Origin of the sequence: Chitinophaga sp. (genome assembly GCF_035761305.1) — a bacterium.
Classification (GTDB): domain Bacteria; phylum Bacteroidota; class Bacteroidia; order Chitinophagales; family Chitinophagaceae; genus Chitinophaga.
The window spans coordinates 1-21,133 of the sequence record NZ_DASTRI010000059.1 but is presented as its reverse complement, the minus strand read 5'-3'; the positions used below and the strand labels follow the sequence as shown (position 1 = coordinate 21,133).

The window sequence follows — 21,133 nt, the reverse complement described above, 5'->3', positions numbered from 1 at the left end:
TTCTTTGTTGATCTGGCGGCCTACAGCTTCTGCCCGGTCGCGCGTGTCCATCATAATTTTGCGGGGCGACAGCTTTTTACCGGTAATGTTGGCCGGGCAGGCGGCGGTGCAGCGCCCGCACTCTGTACAGGCATAGGCATCCAGCAGGTTTTTCCAGGTAAGGTCGGGTATGTCTTTGGCGCCGAATTTAGGCATGCCTTCAGGCGCGGGCTCGCCGGCGGCCAGCCCGGGCTGCAGCATCAGCTGTACTTCTTTTTGCACGGCAGGCATGTTCTCCATTTTACCTTTGGGCCGCAGATCGCCGTAATAGGCGTTGGGAAATGCCAGTATAATATGCAGGTGCTTGGAAAAAGGCAGGTAGTTCAAAAAGGCCAGCACACCCAGGATGTGCAGCCACCAGCAGCTGCGCTCCAGCGCTACCAGGCCGTTGGTTGACATGCCATCCAGCAGCGGGGTAAGCAACCCCGATACCCAGAACGGGCCGGTAGCAATGTAATGCTCCGCGCCGCGGCTTTGCAGCACATGGTCGGCGGTGTTCATGGTAAGGAACAGGAGCATCAGCACAATTTCCGTGATCAGTATATAATTGGCGTCGGAGCGGGGCCACCCGTCCAGGTCATGGCCGATAAAGCGTTTTATTTTCAGGATGTTGCGGCGTACCAGGAAAATGGCGCAGCCGGCAAGCACCAGCACGGCCAGTATCTCAAAGCAGCCTATGAGCACGGGGTACAGGCGGCCCAGGGGCGGCGCAAACATACGGTGCGAGCCTATGATGCCGTCCAGTATGATTTCCAGTATCTCTATATTAATGATCAGGAAGCCCGCATATACGAAAAAGTGCAGCACCGCCACCAACGGCTTACGGAACATTTTTTTCTGGCCGAATGCCAGCAGCAGTACATTGCGCCAGCGCTCACCGGGGTTATCGTTCAGCTGTACATCGCGCCCGAGCAATATGTTACGCCGTATCTGCCGTATTTTGCGGGTAAACACATAGATGGCAACGGCCAGCACAATCACAAATAATAGCTGCTGTACTAAGTGCATATATCAGGTTTGACTTTCTAATTTACGGTTTCTTGGCAATGTAAGTATTTTTTTAATAGTTACTTTTACAACCTGTAAAGCATCTGTATGGCAACAAAAAATGTGATCCTTACGCAGGATATTATCCAAAAAAAGCTGGAACGTATAGCCTTTGAAATATATGAGCATAACAGCACGGAGCAGGAGGTGATACTGGTTGGTATATGGGACCGGGGGCTGATACTGGCGCAGAAGATAGCGGCTATCCTGCAAAAGATAGCGCCGTTTAGCATAAAGCTCATAACATTGCGGCTGGATAAGCAGCATCCGCTGGAGGTAACGTTGTCAGAGAATATTGACCTGGATGATAAGGTAATTATATTAATAGACGATGTGGCTAACTCGGGCCGTACCATGTTATATGCGCTTAAACCCTTTTTGCAGTTCCTGCCCCGGAAAATACAAACCGCTGTGCTGGTTGACCGCAAGCATAAATCTTACCCGCTCTCGGTTGATTTTGTAGGCTATTTATTGTCCACCAGCCTGCAGGACATGATTATGGTAGACGTGGAAGGAGAGGAGATACTTTCGGCGTATCTGGTGTGATAAGTAAAAAGTAAAAAAGTAAAAGGTAAAAAGAAAAATGTGGCAGACTATGCTAAAGGCTCCGGCGAGCGGGTTGCCAATGTGTTTGCAGCTGCAATGTGTATAGTTTAAAGGCGGAAACCATAACGCATAAAGCGGAAAGCCAGTGCAATCATCGATACACTGGCTTTCTGCTTTTACTTTTTGCTTTTTAACTTTTTACTTTTACTTCAGCTTCATATCCTTTATTATTCCCTGTATGCGCTGGTCCAGCAGGGTGTTTACCTTGTCAAAGTCACTGGCCTGCGGCAAGGGCTGCTGCACGCTGAAGTAGAATTTGATCTTGGGTTCGGTGCCGGAAGGCCGTGCAGAGATCTTGCTGCCGTCTTCCAGTATAAACTGCAGCACATTGGATTTGGGTAAAGTGATGGCTTGTGTGGCGCCGGTTTTCAGGTCTTTCGCCTGCTGCAGCTGGTAATCATACAGCTTTACCACGGGTGAGCCATTGATGGTGGCCGGCGGCGCATCGCGGTAGGTGCGCATCATTTCGGCAATTTCATCAGCGCCTTTCATGCCCTTCTTGGTAATAGAGATCAGCTGCTCTTTATAGAAACCGTATTTCACGTAAATATCTATCAGCTGCTCATACAGCGAGCGGCCTTCGTTACGGGCATAGGCGGCCATTTCACAGATCATGGCTACGGAGGCTACGGCGTCTTTGTCGCGCACATTATCGCCGATCATGTAGCCGTAAGATTCTTCGCCGCCGCAAATGAACTTTTCTTTACCTTCTTTTTCACGGATCATGTCGGCAATCCACTTAAAGCCGGTAAGCACGTTATAGCAGTTCACTCCGTTCTTTGCCGCAAACACGTCAATCAGGTCGGAGGTTACCACGGTTTTGCCCACAAAGTCGGTTGGGCCGCTCAGGCCTTTCTTTTTACGGCCTTCAATAATATAGTTGAACAGCAGCACGGCGGTTTGGTTGCCGTTCAGCAATATCCATTCTCCTTTCAGGTCTTTTACGGCAATGCCTACGCGGTCGGCATCGGGGTCGGTGCCCAGCAGTATGGCGGCATCCAGCTCTTTGGCTTTCTTGAGGCCCATGCTCATGGCTTCGGCCTCTTCGGGGTTGGGATATACCACGGTAGGGAAATTACCGTCCGGTGTAGCCTGCTCCTCTACAATGTGCACATTGGTAAAGCCAAAGCGTTGCAGTATTTCCGGCACCAGGGTAATACCAGTGCCATGTATGGGCGTGTACACGATCTTCATATCGTGCTGGGCGGCTATTACATCCGGGTTAATAGACAGGCCTTTGAGCATCTGCAGGTAGGCTTCGTCTACCTCCTTGCCAATTAGGGTAATATTGGCTTCGCCGCCGGTCCATTTTACAGCGTCTATACCGGCTATCTTTTCTACTTCTTTAATAACGTCTTTATCGTGCGGGGGCACCAGCTGCCCGCCGTCGTCCCAGTAGGCTTTGTAGCCGTTATACTCTTTGGGATTGTGGGAGGCGGTTAATACCACGCCGCCCTGGCATTTGAGGTGGCGGATGGTGAACGAAAGCTCCGGGGTGGGCCGCAGGCGCTCAAACAGGAATACCTTGATGCCGTTGGCCGCCATTACATTGGCCGTTACCTCTGCAAAAAAGCGGCTGTTATTACGGCTGTCGTGGGCAATGGCTATCTTTATCTCACCTTTAACGGTTTTTTTCAGGTAGTTGGCAAAACCCTGGGTGGCCATCCCAACGGTATATTTGTTCATCCGGTTGGTGCCTACGCCCATAATGCCGCGCAGGCCGCCGGTGCCAAACTCCAGGTTGCGGTAAAATGCATCAGCCAGCTCTTCCGGGTTACCCTGCTGCAGCTTTTGCACCGCTGCTACTGTTTCGGCATCAAACCCGCCTTTTAGCCATTGTGTTACCTTGTTTTCAATAGTAGTGTCCATGTTCCTGTTTTATTTCTGGTTCAAATATAAAGAGGAAAAAACGTATTTCCCCGGCTGCAGGCTTCCTAATGTTAGTAAAAAGCGGAAAGCATAAAGCAAAAAGTAGAATGCAAAAGATAAAAAGCGTCGGGACGGTTAAAAAGCCGGTACGCTTAAAACAAGCAGGGCCTGGCTGAATGCATGCCGGGCCCTATGCCGGTACAATGCAGATGCAGGCAGCAACCTGGCACTTTTACTTTTTGCTTTCTGCTTTATGCTTTCCGCTTTTGGCTTTCTGCTTAAACAAGTAATCCACACTGTATTGAAAATTGACCGGTTTGGTTAATTTTGCGGCTATGAGGCGGTACGACGATTCTTACAAGCAAAAAGGATTGCGCAAACAATTGGTAGATTCGCTAAGGCAGAAAGGTATAACAGATGAAAATGTACTGGCGGCTATCAACAATATTCCCAGGCACTATTTTTTAGACACCGCGTTTGAAGGCATTGCATACGAAGACCGGGCTTTCCCGATTGGCGAAGGACAAACCATTTCCCAGCCGTACACGGTAGCATATCAAACCCAATTGCTGGAAGTAAAACCTTTTGAGAAGATACTTGAAATAGGTACAGGCAGTGCCTACCAGGCCTGTGTATTGGGCGAGCTGAAGGCCAACCTGTTCACCATAGAACGGCAAAAGAAGCTGTTTGACGAGGTAAAGCAATTTCCCTTTAAATCCCGTTACCCTACTATCCGCTTTTTTTATGGGGATGGCTATGAAGGATTACCCACTTTTGCCCCTTTTGATAAGATACTGATTACCGCGGCTGCCCCGCGCATACCCCCCAAGCTGTTAGCGCAGCTGAAAATAGGGGGGAAGATGGTGGTGCCTGTAGGCGGTACCGAGGTGCAGCGCATGCAGCGCATTACCAAAACAGGGGAAGATGAATATGAAGAGGAAACCTTTGATAATTTCTCTTTTGTACCTATGCTTAGCGGGAAACGATCCTGAAGTCAATTATCAATTACGAATTACGAATTGAGCAGCGCCTTAGTAACAGTATTGTGCTAAAGCAGCTAATTAACCGGTATTGAACCGTGTGATCGCAATCCGTAACTGACAATTCGTAATTGAACTACAGGCGTTGAAAGCTCTGCGGCGCATGCTCGTCTTCTACCGGCTCATCGCTGGAATGTTTTTTCTTGAACATGTTAGGATCCATTTTGCCAAAGCGGTAACGCAGGTTCAGGCGTATGTAGCGCGTGGTGCGCTTACGTTCATAGTCCTGGATAAACGCGTCTGTTTCATAGTGATTGCTGAACTGCTGTGTGTTCAGCAGGTCGGAAATGTTTACGGAAATGGCCAGGGCATGGTTTTTCAGCAGCTCCTTGCGGAAGCCTAAGTCTAAACCGTTCATTGCTTTGGTGGTGCCCTGCGGCGATACCCGGGGCGTGCGGTAATGCCCCTGCAGCTGTATGTTAAAGCGGGCCGGCAGGTGCAGCGTGCTGTTTACATTCAGCCCGCAGGTCAGGTACTCATTCGTGAGAGTGCTGTAGCTGCCCGAGCCGGTAAGCTTGCTGTACTCCATGTTCAGGTTGCTGGTTACATCCCACCACTGGAAAATGTGCAGCTGGTAGGTGAAATTAGCGCCCCAGTCCTGGTCTGTGGCCAGGTTCATGGGTTTGGTAATGGTTACGCCGGTAGTAGTGTCAAGGGTGCTGATGCGGTCTATATCATCATTGGCCTGTGAGTAGTATACGCCGGTGTTCAGGAAGTTGCGCGATTTTGGATAGTAGTGTGAATAGCTCAGCTCAAACTTATTCGTTAGCGAAGGTTGCAGCTCCGGGTTGCCCGTGCGTATGTTTTGCGGATCGGAGTTATTCACATAAGGCAGCAGCTCATTAAACCCCGGGCGGTCAACACGGGTGGCGTAGTTGAATATCAGGCTCTGGTCCTGCGCATTGGGCAGGTTATACTTCAGGAACAGGCTTGGAAATACGTTAAAGAAACGGTTGTTTACCGATGTGTCCTGCGAAAATGAGTAGCCTTTCAGCTGCGCCTGTTCCACACGTACGCCTACCTGGTAGCCCAGGTTGCCGAAAGCGCTGGCCAGGTTCATGTAACCGGCGTAAATATTTTGTTGATAGGAATAGATGTTGGACAGGTCCTCACTTTTTTCAAACTCGTTACTATCATTATTAAACACAAGGGCGGTGTAATCATTATCTATTTTTTGGAAAGTGCCCTTCACCCCTGCTTCAAACTTGCCCTTTTTACCCAGGGGCGTAGTATAGTCGGACTGTACGTTCCAGAACTGGTTGTGGTTAAAACCGGTGTTCGACTGGCGGTCAGGGTCCTCTGTACCGCCCGGTTTCTCATACTGCGTGTAGTAGTCGCTGTTATTATTGCCTTTGTTATTGCTGTAGCTCACATAGGCGGTCAGCTCCTCATTTTCTTTATCAGTGGTATGCCGGAAGCTGAAGGCCGTGTTGTTGCTTGGGTTATAGTAACCGCCGCTGTTATGGCGGTTGCCGGTGCGCAGCGCCTGTTTATCCGCATCCAGGTAGTTCAGCAGGATGTCGTTTCCATTATTGCCGTTGCTGAAGTTAATACCTTCCGACAGGCCAAAGGAGTTGTACTTGTCCAGGTAATAATCCATGCCTATACGGCCGCCGTGCGAGCCATCGCTGTTATGGCTGCGATTAGCCTGCGTAAAGTAAGACGCATTACTGCTGTCCGGCACCAGGTTGTGGCGGTTGCTGAAGCCACTGCCTACAGCGGTGCCGTACCGGCCGTAGTAGTTGGCAAAGAAATTAAAGCGGCGTATACGGAAACTGCCATGTACGCTGCCATTCACCTGGCCACGGGTGGCTACACCGGCGTTAAACATCACGTTATAGCCAATGGCCTTGTCTTTTTTAAGCACAATGTTAATAATGCCGCCACCGCCCTGGGCTTCATATTTGGCAGACGGGTTGGTGATCACCTCTACCCGGTCTACTGTTTCGGCGGGTATCATTTGCAGGGCGGTTTTGGCGTCGCCAAAGGGAGAGGGTTTGCCATCTACATAAATGGTAACGGACTTGCCGCGCAGCGACACATTATCGTCAATGTCCACATCTATACCAGGTACATTTTTCAACAGGTCCGTACCGGTGCCGCCGTCGGCTGTTACCATGCTGCCGGCGTCAAATACCTGCCGGTCTATCTGCATGCTGAAGGCGGGTTTTTCTGCCTTTACTTCTACGGCAGATAATACCTTGCCGGCTGCGTGTAAACGAAGCGTGCCTACGCTAACGGTAGGTTTGGCGGCAGTAACGCGTACGTCTTTTTCCAGCTTTTCATAGCCCATATAGGTAATGCGCAGCACATAGCCGCCGGGTTTTACAGCTGCAAAGCTAAAATTGCCGGTAGGTTGGGTATACATGCCAAAGGCTACGGTGGAGTCGGGTTTATGTAAAAGCACTACGGAAGCATATTCAACCGGTTTGCCGGTAACATCGTCCACGGCTTTGCCGGAAACTTTTACAGTTGCGTTGGAAGTATTGTCCTGCGCTGAAGCATGATAATAGCCGCACAACAATACGCAAACGAGTAGTAAGCGATTGTTCATGATCAAGTGGAATAATAGCATTAATACCGTAAAAATATTCAACCGGAAGGGAAGATCAGGCGATTTATGATGAGTGGCCGAACAGCGGTATGAATAATTAATAATGAATAATTAATAATGAAGGGGCAATGTAGTTAACAGGGCAGGCTGTAATAAAGCAGGAAAAAGGATATGGAGATGGTGCGCGGGTTTCCCGCAGCCTTTCTTATTATTATTTAAATGTAGCGCCGGCTATTATTTTAATGGCGTTGTTGCAGCAGCATACTGCTGTAACAACACCATTGTAATGATTACGTTTTAAACGCTTTTATATTACGCTAAACTACAGCCCCGGGAAAACCGTTACTCCCTGAAGTCACACGCAGCAACAAATTACACACCGCCCAATTCGTAATTAGGCGCTTCATAATAATTTTCAAAAGTGCTTTCCGCAAGAGCGGAACAGGCAATGCACCGCTTTGCAGGGTTGTAATTAAATAATTCGTAATTGTCTTTAGAACGCCGGCTCCGTTTGCATGCTGTTTTGCATGTTTTCCCGGTCGGCTTTGGTGTTTTTGCGTTTAAATATCTGCGCATCAAACTTGCCAAAGCGGTATGCAAAGGTAAGGCGCAATATGCGCGACTCGCGCTTACGGATGTAATCCTGCACAAAGGCCGGCGCTGCCTGGTTCAGCTCATACTGGCGGGTGTTGAACACGTCGGAAAGCGCCAGGGTAAGCGATGCGGTTTTCTTTTTCAGGAAATCCTTTTTCAAACCTATATCCACGCTGCTGAAGCCTTTAATGGTTCCCTGGGCAGAGGCGGGCACCATCATGAAACCGCCGCCGCGGCCGCCGCTGTTGTTGGGCAGCGCAATGGTAGGCGCCTGGTAGTTACCGCTGATCTGCAGCGTAAAGTTGGCCGGCAGCCGGGTTTCGGAATTGATCTTGGCGTTCCAGCTGAAATTGCTGTTGGCATACTCGTGCTTATCCTGGGTAACGGCTATTTCCGAGCGGTACAGGTTTACGTTGGCAGTAATATCCCATATGTCAAAAAAGGTGTTCTTGGCCGTTAGCTCCACGCCGTAAGAGTTGTTTTTATCCGCATTCACAAAGGTGGTGAGCAGCGTGTCTTTTCCTAACGGCTCGCTGATGGTCGACAGCAGGTTGTTGGTGTTCCGGTAATAAACAGATCCCAGGAAATTGCCGTTCTTCCAGTTTTTGGCGTAAGAGAACTCCATGCTGTTGGTGTATTCCGGCTTCAGGTTGGGATTACCTTCACGCTGGTTCAGCGGGTCGGTATAATCCCGGTAAGGTATCAGCTGGAAAAAGGTGGGCCGGGTTACACGGCGGGAGTAGTTCAGCTGCAGCTCCTGGTCATGGGCAAATTTCTGCGACAGGTATATGCTCGGGAAAAAGCCCGGCCTGGCTTTCGTAGGCTTGTACTTCAGGCTTTCGCTGGGTATTTCGCCGGAGTAAATGTATTGCTCCACGCGCAGCCCGCCCTGGTAGCCGAAGTTGCCTGCGGTGCCGGAGTAGTTTACATAGCCGGCATATATCTGCTCTTTGTACTTATAATCGTTTGAAAGCAGGTTGTTATAAATGTATTGCCCGGTGGTAGTGTCCTGGTCATATACATTATAAATGCTGTTGTAATTGCGGATGGTGCCTTTCAGGCCCAGCTCCAGCTTACCGGTTTTACCAATGGGATCTGTATAATCGGTTTGCATCACGATGTACGTGGTTTTACCGTCGGAATGGTTGGTTTGCAGCGCGGCCTTGCCGGTAGGGTCACCGGCCGGCGTAAGCGGCTGGGTATTAAAATCGCCGTTGCGGTTGTTTTTGCTGGTATTGTAGGTAAAGTCGGCCGTCCATTCCCGGTTAGGCTCCGCAAAGGTGTGCTTGAAGCCCAGCTGGGTGGTGTAGTTGCGGAACCCGAACTTGTTGTTGGTAATGCGGCTGCCCAGGGAGTCGCCCTGGTTAAAGGTGCTGCGCAGGTCCTCATAGTTCTTGAAATTACCGTCAACAATGTTCTGCGATATGGAAATAGTATTGCGGTTGTCCAGGTAGTAGTCCAGCCCAATACGGCCAAACTGGAACAGCGGCGTGCTGCGGCTGTTGCTTTCCTGGTGCAGGAGGCTGGTGTCGCCGTTCAGGAAGTTGGTACGGTCGGTAGTGCCCTTGCCCCAGTTGCGGTTGGAGTTGATCATGTAATTGGCAAATACGTTCACCTTGCCCTGGCGAACGTTAATATTGCCGCCGCCGTTGTATTTATTGCCGGTGCCAATACCCGCGTTCACCATACCGTTAATGCCTGCACGCTTGTTCTTTTTCAGCACAATGTTCAGTATGCCCGACATACCTTCGGCGTCATATTTGGCAGAGGGGTTGGTGATCAGCTCCACGCTTTCAATAGCGTCGGCCGGTATCTGGTCCAGCGTAAGGGTAGAGGGTTTGCCGTCTACAAAAATAGTGGGAGAGGCGTTGCGTACGGTTACGTTACCGTCAATATCCACATTCACGGCCGGCACGTTCTTCAGCACATCCTGTGCAGTGCCGCCTACGCTTACCAGGTTACGGTCTACATTAAACACTTTTTTATCAATGCCCATGGTAAAGGCGCTTTTCTGGCCGGTTACCTCCACGGTGCTCAGCAGCTTGGTGTTGGGTTTCAGCTTCAGGTTGCCCAGGTCCTGGTCAATAGTTTGCGGGCTGATAGACACTCTTTTATACAGCGTGCCATAACCCATAAAGGTGATGCGCATATTAAAGGTGCCAAAGGGCAGGTTCTCAAAGTTAAACTCGCCGTTGTCTTTGGTGAGCATCCCGGTTACCACGCTGGAGTCGCGCAGCTTTAGCAGCGCCACTGCCGCATAAGCAACCGGCTTTTTAGTATCGGCGTCTACCAGCTTGCCGTAAAGATGGCCTATCTGCGGCAGCTGCCGTTGTCCGCCTGCGCCGGGGCGGCCTGTACCAGGCTTACCGCCTGTTGCCGGCATCACCGGTATTTGGGCATATAAGGCCGCATGCCCCAGCAGAACCGCGGCCAGTAAAATGTACCATTGTTTCATTGATAAATCGGGTTAATGCAGGCACAAAATTATCTGTAAATCATACGCCTTATGGGCGAATATGACGAATGGGATATTTTAGCGGGGGAAACCAGGAAAAATGACGGTAAAAGGTCTTAACAGTAATTAACAGTTCATTATGCCATCAACAGCTGCAGCAGCCCTATCAGAAAGCCCAGCACCCCGCCGATGATCTCTACAAAACGGAACTCGCGCGACATAATACCCTGCAGTATCTGCTCCAGCTTGTCGGAAGAAAAGCCGGCCACTTTTTCAGTAACAATTTTTTCCAGGTCCAGCTCTTCCCGGGTGTTTTCGAGATAACGGTCTATCATAATGGGAAACAGGCTGTCCAGCTCTTTTATCAGCACATCTTTAATCTGCTTAATGGTGCTGTCGCCAATAAACATGGCAAGTACGGGCATGGCGTCGGGCAGCTTTTTGCGCAGGAAATGCTCCAGGTGATCCTCTACCAGGGGAATAATATTTTTGATCTTCTCAGGATCGGTAAGCTTGGCGCGGATGTCGTCAAAAGACAGCAGCTCTGAAGCTACCAGCCTGCCCAGCTTTTCAGCAAACTGCCGTTGCCGTTTGGGAAAAATACCCTGTATGGTCATAAAGAGTATCTTTTTGGGCTCCCGGGGATGGAACAGCATTTTAATAGCAATCCAGTTGGTAAACCATCCTATAAAAGCCGAAATAAAGGGAATCAGGTATATTGACATCTGTTCAGAAAATATTTGAAAAATCCTGCGAAGATAAGAAAAGCTGCTGTTATTGGATTTTCAGCTATTTAATTATTTTTAGTCTGTAATGCCAGCTGGGATATTTGTAAAAGGTCTGAAAAGCGTAATAAAATGAAATGAGTAGCAACCTTGATAATGAAAAAGAGCTGTTAACGTTGCTGTCCCGGGATAGTGAATATGCATTTGCTGTCATTTTTGATCATTACCGGCCAAAAGTGCTGGGAACTGCCATGAAATTGCTGAAGGATGTACCGGCCGCGGAAGAGGTGGTGCAGGATGTTTTCCTGAAATTATGGCTGAAAAGGCATGAAATGGAGCCGGTAACCAACCTGCATGGCTTTATCGGCGCCATCACCAGGAACCTGGTATTTGACCGGTTCAGGAAAAAGGTGCATGAAATCACCTACCGCATGAGCATGAACGGCGCAGAACCGGTTATCAACGACACCGACCACCGCATACGTACCTCCCTTGCCTGTAAACTATTGCAGCATGCCATAGACCAGCTGCCGTTAAGGCAAAGGCAGGTTTATGAAATGGTGCGCGTCCAGGGGTTATCCATGGATGAAATCTCCCAAAAGCTTTCCATCTCCAAAAGCACGGCCAAAGGCCATCTCACCGCCGCATTGCAGCGTATCAGAACCCATTTGAACGCACATGCCGTAAGCATCCTTACAGTACCATTGCTGGTGGCCGTTTTCCAGCATTCCTGAATTTTCTGCCGTCCCCCCCAAAAAATATTTTCTGCATCACCCGTACCAACCCCTGCTTCAAACGTCTTTGTTATAAACGGGGCATTCCACACCGTAACGCCCGTATGAATAAAGAAAGGTTTAAAATATTAATGGACCGTTATGTCGCCGGTGAGGCGGATAACAATGACTGGCTGGAGCTGGCGGAGATGGTCCGTTCCGGCCGGTATGACGGGTTGCTGCAGCAGTTCATAACCGAAGTGTATGATGTGGAAGAAGGTATGGACGATGTAAGCACCGTAAAATGGCAGGAGCTGCTGTATAAAATATATGCGGCTGAAGAGGCGGAAATAAAGGCGGTACGGCCGGTACGCAGCATAATTGCCCGCTACTGGGGCTGGGCGGCCGCAGTACTGGTGCTGGTGCTTTCCGGTATCGCGTACTTTAACCGCCCGCCGCAAAAGCCGCCGGTGGCAAGGGTGGCGGAAGCCCCAAAAAATGATCCTGCGGATATAAAGCCGGTTGCAGGCATGCCTGTGCTTACCCTGGCCGACGGTTCCACCGTTACGCTGGACACGGCCGGCCACCAGGTGCTGCGGCAGGGCAATACAGCCATACGGCAGCAAAAGGGACAACTGCTGTATGAAAACAGCAGCACGGGCAAAGAGGTAAGCTTTAACACCCTTACCACTCCCCGGGGCGTACAGTACCGGCTGGTGCTGCCCGATGGCACAGCGGTTTGGTTGAATACCGGCACTTCCCTGCGTTACCCGGTGGCTTTTACCGGGAAAGAAAGAAAAGTGATACTAACCGGCGAAGCCTATTTTGAGGTGAAGCATGACAGTAAAAGACCTTTCAGAATACAGGCCGGCAACCAGCTGATAGAAGACCTTGGAACGAATTTCAATATTAAAGCCTATGCCGATGAACCAGTTATGAAAACAACCCTGCTGGAAGGGGCGGTAAAAGTCGGTAATACCATTCTGAAGCCGGGAGAGCAGGCGCAGGTAAACGAAAAGGGAGATATTGCCGTAGCAAGGAACATCAATGTAGCGGATGTAATGGCCTGGAAGAACGGCTTTTTTGTATTCAGGGATGATAACCTGAAAACCGTTATGCGCGAAATTGCCCGGTGGTACGACGTAGAAGTAATTTATCAACCAAATGTAAATAACAACCAGCAGTTTTCAGGCAAAATAGACCGCAGCCTCACGCTGACGCAGGTACTGAATGGCCTGGCACTCACTAAAGCACGTTTTACAATTACAGACAACCGGGAAGTAGTGATACTTCCTTAAAACCACGTTTACGATTAAAAAGGGGACGGTGGCCTAAATAGCACCGGGAATGCGCTAACATTCCCGGCAAGCGTTAGGTCAGCCTGATAAACAATGCCCGGAACGGCAATTTATTAACTAACCAAACACTGCAAAAGTATGTATTTTTTTTACAGACGTAAAAGGAAGTTCCCGCTGCCCGGAACTTTCCGGCAACTCCTGCTCACTATGAAGTTAACAGTTGTTCTTATCACATTAAGTCTGGCCGTACATGCCACAGGATATTCGCAACAGGTATCGCTATCTGGTAAAAATATCCCGTTAGAGAAGATCTTTTCCGCCATTGAGCAGCAAACCGGCTATGCCTTTTTCTATAACAACGTGGATATTGGTAAGGTGAGCGCAGTAAGCCTTTCTATAAAGGATGTTCCGCTGAAAGCCGCGTTGAACGAAGTGTTGAAAGGCCAGCCCTTGCAATACACCATACTGGGTAAAACAATCTTCATCCGCGCTGTTCATAATAGCATTATACAACCGCCGGCCCCTGAGGAAGAAAAAGACTTTCCTGTAGAGGGCCTGGTAACAGATGCTGCCAACGGCGCCCCGCTGGTAGGCGTTACCATACAGGTAAAAGGCAGCAGCAGCGGTACCACAACCAACAGCGACGGTAAGTTCCATATTAACGTACCGGAAAATGCGGTGCTGATTATTTCTTACCTGGGCTATAGCAGGCAGGAGGTAACCGTAACAAAAGGCGCTCCGTTAAATATTGCGCTGGCAGCCACCAATACCGGTTTAAACCAGGTAGTGGTAATTGGCTATGGTACGGAGCGTAAGCGGGACCTCACCGGCGCCATTGCCTCTGTTAAGTCAGAAGAGCTGCTTAAAACCCCGTCTACCAGCTTCACCACGGCGCTGGAAGGTAAAGTGCCCGGCGTATTCATTTCACAAACCGGCGGCGCGCCCGGCGCCGCAGCTTCTGTGCGCATCCGGGGCATTGGCACTACCGGCGGTAACCAGCCGTTGTATGTGGTGGATGGTTTCCCCATTAACGGCGATGGTATGTCTATCCCTTCCAGCTCTTACCGGGTAGATGGGATGTCTATCATTAACCCGAATGATATTGAATCCGTTGAAGTGCTGAAAGATGCTGCTGCCGCCGCTATTTACGGCTCCCGTGCGGCCAACGGCGTAATCCTGATCACCACCAAGCGCGGTAAGGAAGGTACGGTTGGGGTTAACTTAAATGCATATACGGGTTTTTCCCAGCTCTGGAAAAAGCCGGCATTCCTCAATGCGCGGGAATTTGCCACCATGGCCAATGAGCTGTACACTAATTCAGGCCTGGCGCCTAACCCGGAATGGTCCAACCCGGAGGCATTGGGAGAAGGTACGGATATGATCGGGGAAATATTCCGGACAGCGCCCATACAGAATTATGACCTGAGCTTTTCCGGGGGAACGCAAAAAGTGCGCGCAAGAATGTCGCTGGGCTATTCGGACCAGGACGGAACTATTATCGCCACTTCCTATAAGCGTTACACCGGCCGGCTGACAGTTGATATGAAAGCCAATGATAAGTTCAGCTTTGGCGGTTCGCTGGCGTTTGCCGCTACAGAATCGCAGGGGCAAAACACAGATGCTATGCAGGGCGGCATCTTTAATCTTGCGCAGCAATTCTTTCCAACACTGAACAAAGACTCCGCTTTCTTTGGCCCCGGCGGCTATTACACCAAAGATGGCGATAACCCGCTGCTGAAAGCCGCTTCTGTTGATAACCAGTTGCGGAACTTCAGGATATATGGGAATGTTTTCGGCGAATATGAAATTGTAAAGAACCTCAAGCTGAGAACCAGCATTGGTGTTGACGCCTACAACAACCGCATATACAACTGGGAAGGCAAAGTGGAAAGAGGGTTTTACATTCATCCGCAGGCTACTTTAACCGAGCGGTACGACCAGCGGCAAACGCGACTGATTGAAAATACATTATCATACACCCGGTCTTTCGGCGATCATACCATTTCAGGCGTAATAGGTCAAACAGCGCAAACGATCAGGACCAACTGGCTTTCCGGCACCGGCACGGGCTACCAGAATGAGGCGCTGCAGGTAATAAACGGCAGCGATGTAAGCCTGCGCACCGCCAGCGGCACCAATGCCTATTCCACATTAGCGTCTTACCTGGGCCGTTTGAATTATTCTTACCAGGGCAAATACCTGCTTTCCGCCAGTTTCCGACGGGATGGCTCTTCCAATTTCGGACCTAACAATAAATGGGGCAATTTCTCCGCCATATCTGCGGGCTGGCGTATCTCTGAAGAAGCTTTCATGGAACCGTTCCGCGGCGTGCTGAATGACCTGAAGCTGCGCGGCAGCTGGGGCCAGCTGGGTAACGACGCCATTCCTGCCTTTGGTTACCTGAGCACCATCAGGAGCGGCGCCAATGCAGATAACTATGTGTTAGGCCCCGGCGGCCAGGCCATTATTATAGGTTCCACCATGACCCGGCCCGGCAACCCCGACCTGAAATGGGAAACCACCGAGCAAACCGATATTGGCCTGGACGCTTCTTTACTGAATGAAAGGCTTTATCTCACGGCAGACTATTTTATAAAAAATACAAAGGACATGCTCATCAGCCTGCCCATTTCGCTGGAAGCCGGTTTTCAGAACGCGCCTACCGTTAACGGCGGCAGTGTGCAAAACAAAGGCCTGGAATTATTACTGGGTTTCCGCGATAACATAGGCGCGCTGCATTTTGACGTAAGCGCCAACATTGCCACGTTGAGCAATGTGGTAAAGAGTTTGGGAGTAGGCCAGCCGATTGTTGGACCCAACCTACCCGGTACCAGCATGACCATGACATATACCGAAAAAGGCCGCCCCATAGGCTACTACAGGGGATATATTGTAGACGGCGTGTACCAGACCGATGAAGAAGTAGATAAAAATTTTCAGCCCAACGCCATTGCCGGTGACTTCCGCTACCGGGATGTAAACGGCGATAAGATGCTTACAGATGAAGATAAGGTGATGATAGGCAAACCCTGGCCCGACTTTACCTATGGCCTTAACCTGAACCTTGCCTGCAAAGGTTTTGACCTGAATGTAATGTTCCAGGGTGTAGCCGGCAACCAGATCTATCACGCCAATAAGGTTTCCAACTATCCCATGAAGTATTTTAACGGCAATGGTATTGTAAACGGCGTAAAAGATGTACTGAACCACTGGACGCCTGGCAGCGGCATCAATGACCAGCCGGGACTGAAATATACCGACGCTAACGGGAATTATGTGAATGCTTCCTCCTTTTTCGTGGAAGACGGCGATTACCTGCGGCTGCGCAACATTGTGCTGGGCTATAACCTTCCTGCCGGTATTATCGGTAAAAGCATGTTTAAAAGCATCCGGGTATATGTGAGCGCACAAAACCTGTTTACCATAACAAAATACTCCGGTTTTGACCCGGAAGTAGGCAGTATAGACCCGCTTAGCGCAGGTATTGATACCGGCGTGTTCCCGCAGCCCCGTACTTTCACGGCAGGCGTAAATGTAGGTTTCTAAAGTTTACCATTAAATCAACAGTTATGAAGCAATTCATTAAAAATATATTTCTTTCCGCCTTTCTTTTAAGCACCGCTTCCTGCGGTAAAAATTTTCTGACGGTTACGCCAAGCGATGTGCTTACCGATGCCACTTTCTTTAAAACCGAAGGCGATGCGCAATCCGCGCTCATAGGCGCGTATGCGCAGCTGCAGGATGAATCTACCTTTGGCAACGTGGTGGATGCCGCCAATATTGAATGGACCATGAGTGGCGACCTGTATGAGCAGGATCAGAACACGCCCCGCGTACAGCTGGAAATGCTCACACTACCGTCTAACAACCTTTATATCGGTCAAATGTACACTGGCCTGTACCAGGGAGTAGCGCGGGCAAACGTGGTTATCGGCAGGGTAGGGGCCATGGAAGATTTGGATGCAACAGTAAAAGCGCAGATAGTTGCCCAGGCAAAGTTCCTGCGCGCTATTTATTATTATAAGCTGGTGAACTACTTTGGCGGCGTGCCGCTGGTTACCGAAGAGCTGAATGCATCATCCAAGCTGGATATTCCCCGGGCCACTGCCGACCAGGTATGGAACCAGGTAGAAGCAGACCTGAAAGAAGCCGCAGATGTTTTGCCGGCAGTATGGCCGAACGCCGCAGACCTGGGCCGGGCCACCAAAGGCGCTGCCCTGGCCTACCTGGCAAAAGTATACCTGTGGCGCAAGAACTGGGACGCCGCACTTACGGCCGGCGAAGCCGTAGTGAATTTGAACGTATATGATCTGCTGCCCGACTTCAGGAGCGTATTCCTGGAAACCAATGAAAATAATAAAGAGATTGTTTTTTCTACACAATACAGCTCTCTCAGTAACGGCATTGAAGGCAACGGGCTGGATGTAAGGTCAGCGCCCAGGGGCGCTTCGTCGCAGTTCATTGGCCGTGGCGCAAACAGCAACTTTGTGCCGCAAACAAACTGGATCAATGCTTTTGAAAGGGACCAGAACGGGAGAATAAAAGACCAGCGCTATTGGGGCGTTATCATCGGCCCCGGTGAGCATCACCAGGAAATGACAGATTTTGTAATGCCGCTTACTTTCCCCAATGGTTATACGAAAACAGGCTACATTGTAACCAAATACTGGCAAAAGGCTTCGCTGGTAGGTTCCGGCATTAACACGCCCATTGTCCGTTATCCCGAAGTGCTGCTGAACTATGCCGAAGCATTGAATGAAAAAGGCCGCTCAGAAGATGCCATGAAGATCGTTAACAGGATAAGGGACCGTGCAGGGCTGGAGGCCAAACCGCTTACGCTTAACAAAGATCAAACCCTGGACGCCATTTACGCTGAACGCCGGATGGAATTTGTATGGGAGCCTGCCGGCGCTTTCTCTGACCTTAACCGCCGCGACCGTTTTATTGATTTTATCCGCGAGCACCGCGCCGATTTCAGTAAAATAGACGTGGATTCCAAGCCCTGGCTGAAAGAGCGGCCCATTTTACTGCCCATACCTTTGGGCGCATGGAATGTAAATAAGTCGCTTGTACAAAACCCGGGTTATCCTGCATTCTAGCAGCATCCCTGTCTGACACAAAAAACTGGATTTATGAAAAGATGTTTAACAATAGGATTGCTGTTGGCTGCTTTTGCCGGCATCCGGAATAATGTGCAGGCGCAAACAGCTCCTGACGACAAGGCTGTTATAGCCAGGTTGCCGGATATTCCTTTGCTGCCGGAACCACTGCTGCTGGATGAAGGCGGGAAGCGCATACCGGTAACCACCCGTGAGCAATGGCAGCAGCGGCGTAATGAGATCAGGAAGCAATACCAGCACTGGGTATCAGGCACAGTGCCGCCCCCGCCTGATAATATGCAGGTGAAGGTGATAGCAGAAACAGTAACGCAGCAGGTGAAGGTGCGTACGGTGGAATTGTATTTTGGCCCGGGCCATAAAGCAAAAATGACGCTGGAGCTGATGATACCCCCGGCATCCAAACCACTGCCCGTATTTATGACGCAGTGGAACCATCGTGGCTGGGCGCAAATTGCAGTGCGCCGGGGATATATTGGCTGTATTTATGCCGGCGCGGATAGTAAAGACGATACCCGTAACTATGACCAGGTATTTCCCGGGTATGACTTTGCCACTTTAATGAAGCGCGCCTGGGGCGCTTCGCGGGTAGTGGATTACCTGGTGAAGCTGCCGGAAGTAGACACTGCCCGCATTGCCCTAACCGGCCATTCCCGTAACGGTAAGCAATCGCTGATGGCCGCTGCTTTTGACGAGCGTATTAAAGCGGTAGTAACCAGCAGCGGCGGCACGGGTGGCGAAAGCACTTTCCGCTATTCCGACGAGCGTTTTGATTCGGAGTCCCTGGAAGAAATTACCCGCAATTTCCCGCACTGGTTCAATGCCCGGCTGCGGCTGTTCAGTGGTTGTGAGCAAAAGCTGCCGGTAGATCAGAACCTGCTGATGTCGTTGATAGCGCCAAGAGGGTTGATGATGGTATCTGCGCTTACGGAAGGGCAGGGTAATGACTGGGGTATTACCCAGTCTTACCGGTCGGTATCAAAAGCATATCATTTTTTGGGGGCAGATAATAACGTGGCCATTTTGCTGCGCCGCGGCCGCCATCAGCATGCTGCCAGGAATGCAGAGGACTTTATTGATTTCTTCGATTACATTTTCCATCGTACCAACTGGCATCCTGAAAACAGGTTGTACCATGATTATTCATTTGAAAAATGGAAACAGCTGAGCGGAGAAAATACAGCGGCTGCAAAATTCCCGGTGGCGAATGCACACACGCCGCTTCCTGCGGGCGCTGTCCGCGAACGCCTGCAATGGCTGCTGGGCAATGAGCCGCCGGGCACGCCGGCAATAAGTCCACTTTCTCCTTTATTGCGCAGGAACAGCACATATGGCAATGATTACCTGTCGGAAGTAATTGAAAAGCCGGTGCTGCCTGAAAGCGTGCGTGAAATGGTCGTAGGCCCGTATAATGGCCTGGGAGATAACCTGTATGGCAATCTCTATTTTCCCTCCGCAGCTGTAACGCACGATTCAGTAAGCAGCAGGCTGCCCCTGGTGATTTTCTTGCATGAGTATTCCTATGCAACGGGCAGCTACAGGAGAATTGCACCTGTGATCCGGCGTTTTACAGAGCAGGGCTATGCCGTGCTAACCTTTGATATGGTGGGCTTTGGCACGCGTATAGAGGAAGCCGGCCGTTTTTACGGGCGTTATCCCCACTGGTCGCTGATGGGTAAAATGGTGGCTGATACAAAGGCCCTTATCGGGGATGCCTGTACGCGGATGCCGTTTATTGACACAGCTCATATTTACCTCTCGGGGTATGCGCTGGGTGGAACCGTGGCGCTGTTTACCGCGGCCCTGGACAGCAGGGTAAAAGGCGTTGCCGTAGCCGCTGCTTTTGGCTCGTTGCGGTCAGCAGATACTTCGACTGAAGGCATCCGCCATTATTCACACCTGCACGGCCTTATTCCACGGCTGGGCTTTTATGTAGGGCAGGAGAAAAATATACCGGTCGATTTTGATGATGTGCTGCGTTGTATCGGCTCCCGGCCTTTACTGATCCTGGCTCCTGAAAGGGACCGGCATCATCCCGTAGCAGCGGTAAAGCAGCTGGTTGCGCCGGCAATGCAGGCCAATAAACAGCTGACTTTTAAAACACCGGATGATTATAACCGCTTTAGTGAAAGTATGCAGGAGGAAATGGCGGGCTGGCTGCGGCAGCAGAAATAACGGGAACCAGATAAAAGAACGGGTAAGTGGCTATGTGTTGTAGCTGCTTATCCGTTCTTTTTAATTTTTGATTGATGCATTTGATATACATTACAGTCCGGATTGTTAAGTGGAGAAATGCGGGCTAAGTCTTTGCAGCAGGCTGAATAGTGTTTTTACTTCCCTTTCCCTTTCCGCATTGCTATCCCCTTCTTATCGGCCAGGTATGCCTCATTATCCTTTTTACTTAATCCCAAATTTCGCAAAGAGTTTTTGACTATAAATTCAGGAACGGGGCTAATGTGCGTCTGCAAAGTAACTGGTCTTAAAAGGCCTGGTTTAGCCCATTTCTCATGTCTGGAGCCGCCTTGCGATGGTTGACAAACACACCCATGGAACCTTAAAAAGGTCCGGTGGATTGATAGTATGCGCTTTTTTATTGAAGAGGAAGCCATGGGCAACCAGGTCATCATGCAATGTATTATTACTGATTGCATAATCCAGGTAGTCTTTCAGCGCAACATCCAGGGAGTCCTTGGCTTCGGCTGCCGTCATGCCGTACCCCGAGAGGTCTAAAACCGGGATATGGGCAATAAAATATTGCTGATCATCCTGGAAAATTATTACAGGCAATCTCATCTCAATCTTGGAAGATTGGCCGTTTGCATCCGGTTTTACAGAGAAAGCTGCCATGAGTATGAGTGTTTATTTAAAGGGTAGCAGGCACTAAAATCTGCTAAAATATTTACTTAAATTTCCAGATATGATTTTGGGATAAAATGGGGCTGACCAAAAAGGTCAGGCCCCATGAGAAACAAAAAAATATATGGCCCGCTTTGGCGGGCTATATATTTTTTATTGAGTGAAGGATATCTGACGTTGTAATATTTTGGAGAACAGGATAAAGGGAAAAATATCTCTT

General features: G+C 50.0%; 13 protein-coding genes. 7 read left to right on the top strand and 6 right to left on the bottom strand.

The window, feature by feature from the left end:
- Positions 1 to 1,047 (bottom strand): (Fe-S)-binding protein (locus tag VFS25_RS05905; RefSeq protein ID WP_326461198.1); only part of this gene is annotated, 1,047 nt, incomplete at its 3' end.
- 87 nt (positions 1,048 to 1,134) lie between these two features.
- Between VFS25_RS05905 and VFS25_RS05900 the strand changes: the two genes are divergently transcribed.
- Positions 1,135 to 1,632 (top strand): phosphoribosyltransferase family protein, encoded by a 498-nt coding sequence (locus VFS25_RS05900; protein ID WP_326461197.1) that lies wholly within the window; start codon positions 1,135 to 1,137, stop codon positions 1,630 to 1,632.
- 204 nt (positions 1,633 to 1,836) lie between these two features.
- Here VFS25_RS05900 and VFS25_RS05895 read toward each other — a convergent pair whose 3' ends face one another.
- Positions 1,837 to 3,561 carry a phospho-sugar mutase gene (locus tag VFS25_RS05895; protein ID WP_326461196.1) on the bottom strand — a complete coding sequence of 575 codons (1,725 nt, stop codon included), beginning with the start codon at positions 3,559 to 3,561 and terminating at the stop codon, positions 1,837 to 1,839.
- Positions 3,562 to 3,896: 335 nt separating this feature from the next.
- Between VFS25_RS05895 and VFS25_RS05890 the strand changes: the two genes are divergently transcribed.
- The gene (locus tag VFS25_RS05890) at positions 3,897 to 4,553 is read left to right on the top strand and encodes a protein-L-isoaspartate(D-aspartate) O-methyltransferase (protein WP_326461195.1); all 657 of its coding nucleotides are present in this window, start codon (positions 3,897 to 3,899) and stop codon (positions 4,551 to 4,553) included.
- A 124-nt stretch (positions 4,554 to 4,677) separates the two neighbouring features.
- On the opposite strand, the gene VFS25_RS05885 is transcribed toward VFS25_RS05890, so the two are convergent.
- The 3 genes from VFS25_RS05885 to VFS25_RS05875 all read right to left on the bottom strand — a co-directional run bounded on the left by VFS25_RS05885 (position 4,678) and on the right by VFS25_RS05875 (position 10,929).
- The gene (locus VFS25_RS05885) at positions 4,678 to 7,155 is read right to left on the bottom strand and encodes an outer membrane beta-barrel protein (RefSeq protein WP_326461194.1); all 2,478 of its coding nucleotides are present in this window, start codon (positions 7,153 to 7,155) and stop codon (positions 4,678 to 4,680) included.
- 493 nt (positions 7,156 to 7,648) lie between these two features.
- Positions 7,649 to 10,204 carry an outer membrane beta-barrel family protein gene (locus VFS25_RS05880; RefSeq protein ID WP_326461193.1) on the bottom strand — a complete coding sequence of 852 codons (2,556 nt, stop codon included), beginning with the start codon at positions 10,202 to 10,204 and terminating at the stop codon, positions 7,649 to 7,651.
- A 137-nt stretch (positions 10,205 to 10,341) separates the two neighbouring features.
- Positions 10,342 to 10,929 carry a DUF445 domain-containing protein gene (locus VFS25_RS05875; protein ID WP_326461192.1) on the bottom strand — a complete coding sequence of 196 codons (588 nt, stop codon included), beginning with the start codon at positions 10,927 to 10,929 and terminating at the stop codon, positions 10,342 to 10,344.
- Between the two features lie 137 nt (positions 10,930 to 11,066).
- Between VFS25_RS05875 and VFS25_RS05870 the strand changes: the two genes are divergently transcribed.
- The 5 genes from VFS25_RS05870 (at position 11,067) to VFS25_RS05850 (ending at position 20,232) form a co-directional block, all read left to right on the top strand.
- Positions 11,067 to 11,663 carry an RNA polymerase sigma factor gene (locus VFS25_RS05870; RefSeq protein ID WP_326461191.1) on the top strand — a complete coding sequence of 199 codons (597 nt, stop codon included), beginning with the start codon at positions 11,067 to 11,069 and terminating at the stop codon, positions 11,661 to 11,663.
- 131 nt (positions 11,664 to 11,794) lie between these two features.
- Positions 11,795 to 12,940: a FecR family protein gene (locus VFS25_RS05865; RefSeq protein ID WP_326461190.1), complete on the top strand. Its 1,146-nt coding sequence runs from the start codon at positions 11,795 to 11,797 to the stop codon at positions 12,938 to 12,940.
- A gap of 207 nt (positions 12,941 to 13,147) precedes the next feature.
- Complete coding sequence (locus VFS25_RS05860; protein WP_326461189.1) at positions 13,148 to 16,486, top strand: TonB-dependent receptor; 3,339 nt, start codon at positions 13,148 to 13,150, stop codon at positions 16,484 to 16,486.
- A 23-nt stretch (positions 16,487 to 16,509) separates the two neighbouring features.
- Positions 16,510 to 18,039: a RagB/SusD family nutrient uptake outer membrane protein gene (locus VFS25_RS05855; protein WP_326461188.1), complete on the top strand. Its 1,530-nt coding sequence runs from the start codon at positions 16,510 to 16,512 to the stop codon at positions 18,037 to 18,039.
- Positions 18,040 to 18,072: 33 nt separating this feature from the next.
- Positions 18,073 to 20,232 (top strand): serine aminopeptidase domain-containing protein, encoded by a 2,160-nt coding sequence (locus VFS25_RS05850; protein ID WP_326461187.1) that lies wholly within the window; start codon positions 18,073 to 18,075, stop codon positions 20,230 to 20,232.
- A 330-nt stretch (positions 20,233 to 20,562) separates the two neighbouring features.
- Here the strand turns inward: VFS25_RS05850 and VFS25_RS05845 are convergent, their stop codons facing one another.
- Positions 20,563 to 20,904, bottom strand: a complete 342-nt coding sequence (locus tag VFS25_RS05845; protein ID WP_326461186.1) for a hypothetical protein — start codon at positions 20,902 to 20,904, stop codon at positions 20,563 to 20,565.
- Between the last annotated feature and the right edge of the window lie 229 nt (positions 20,905 to 21,133).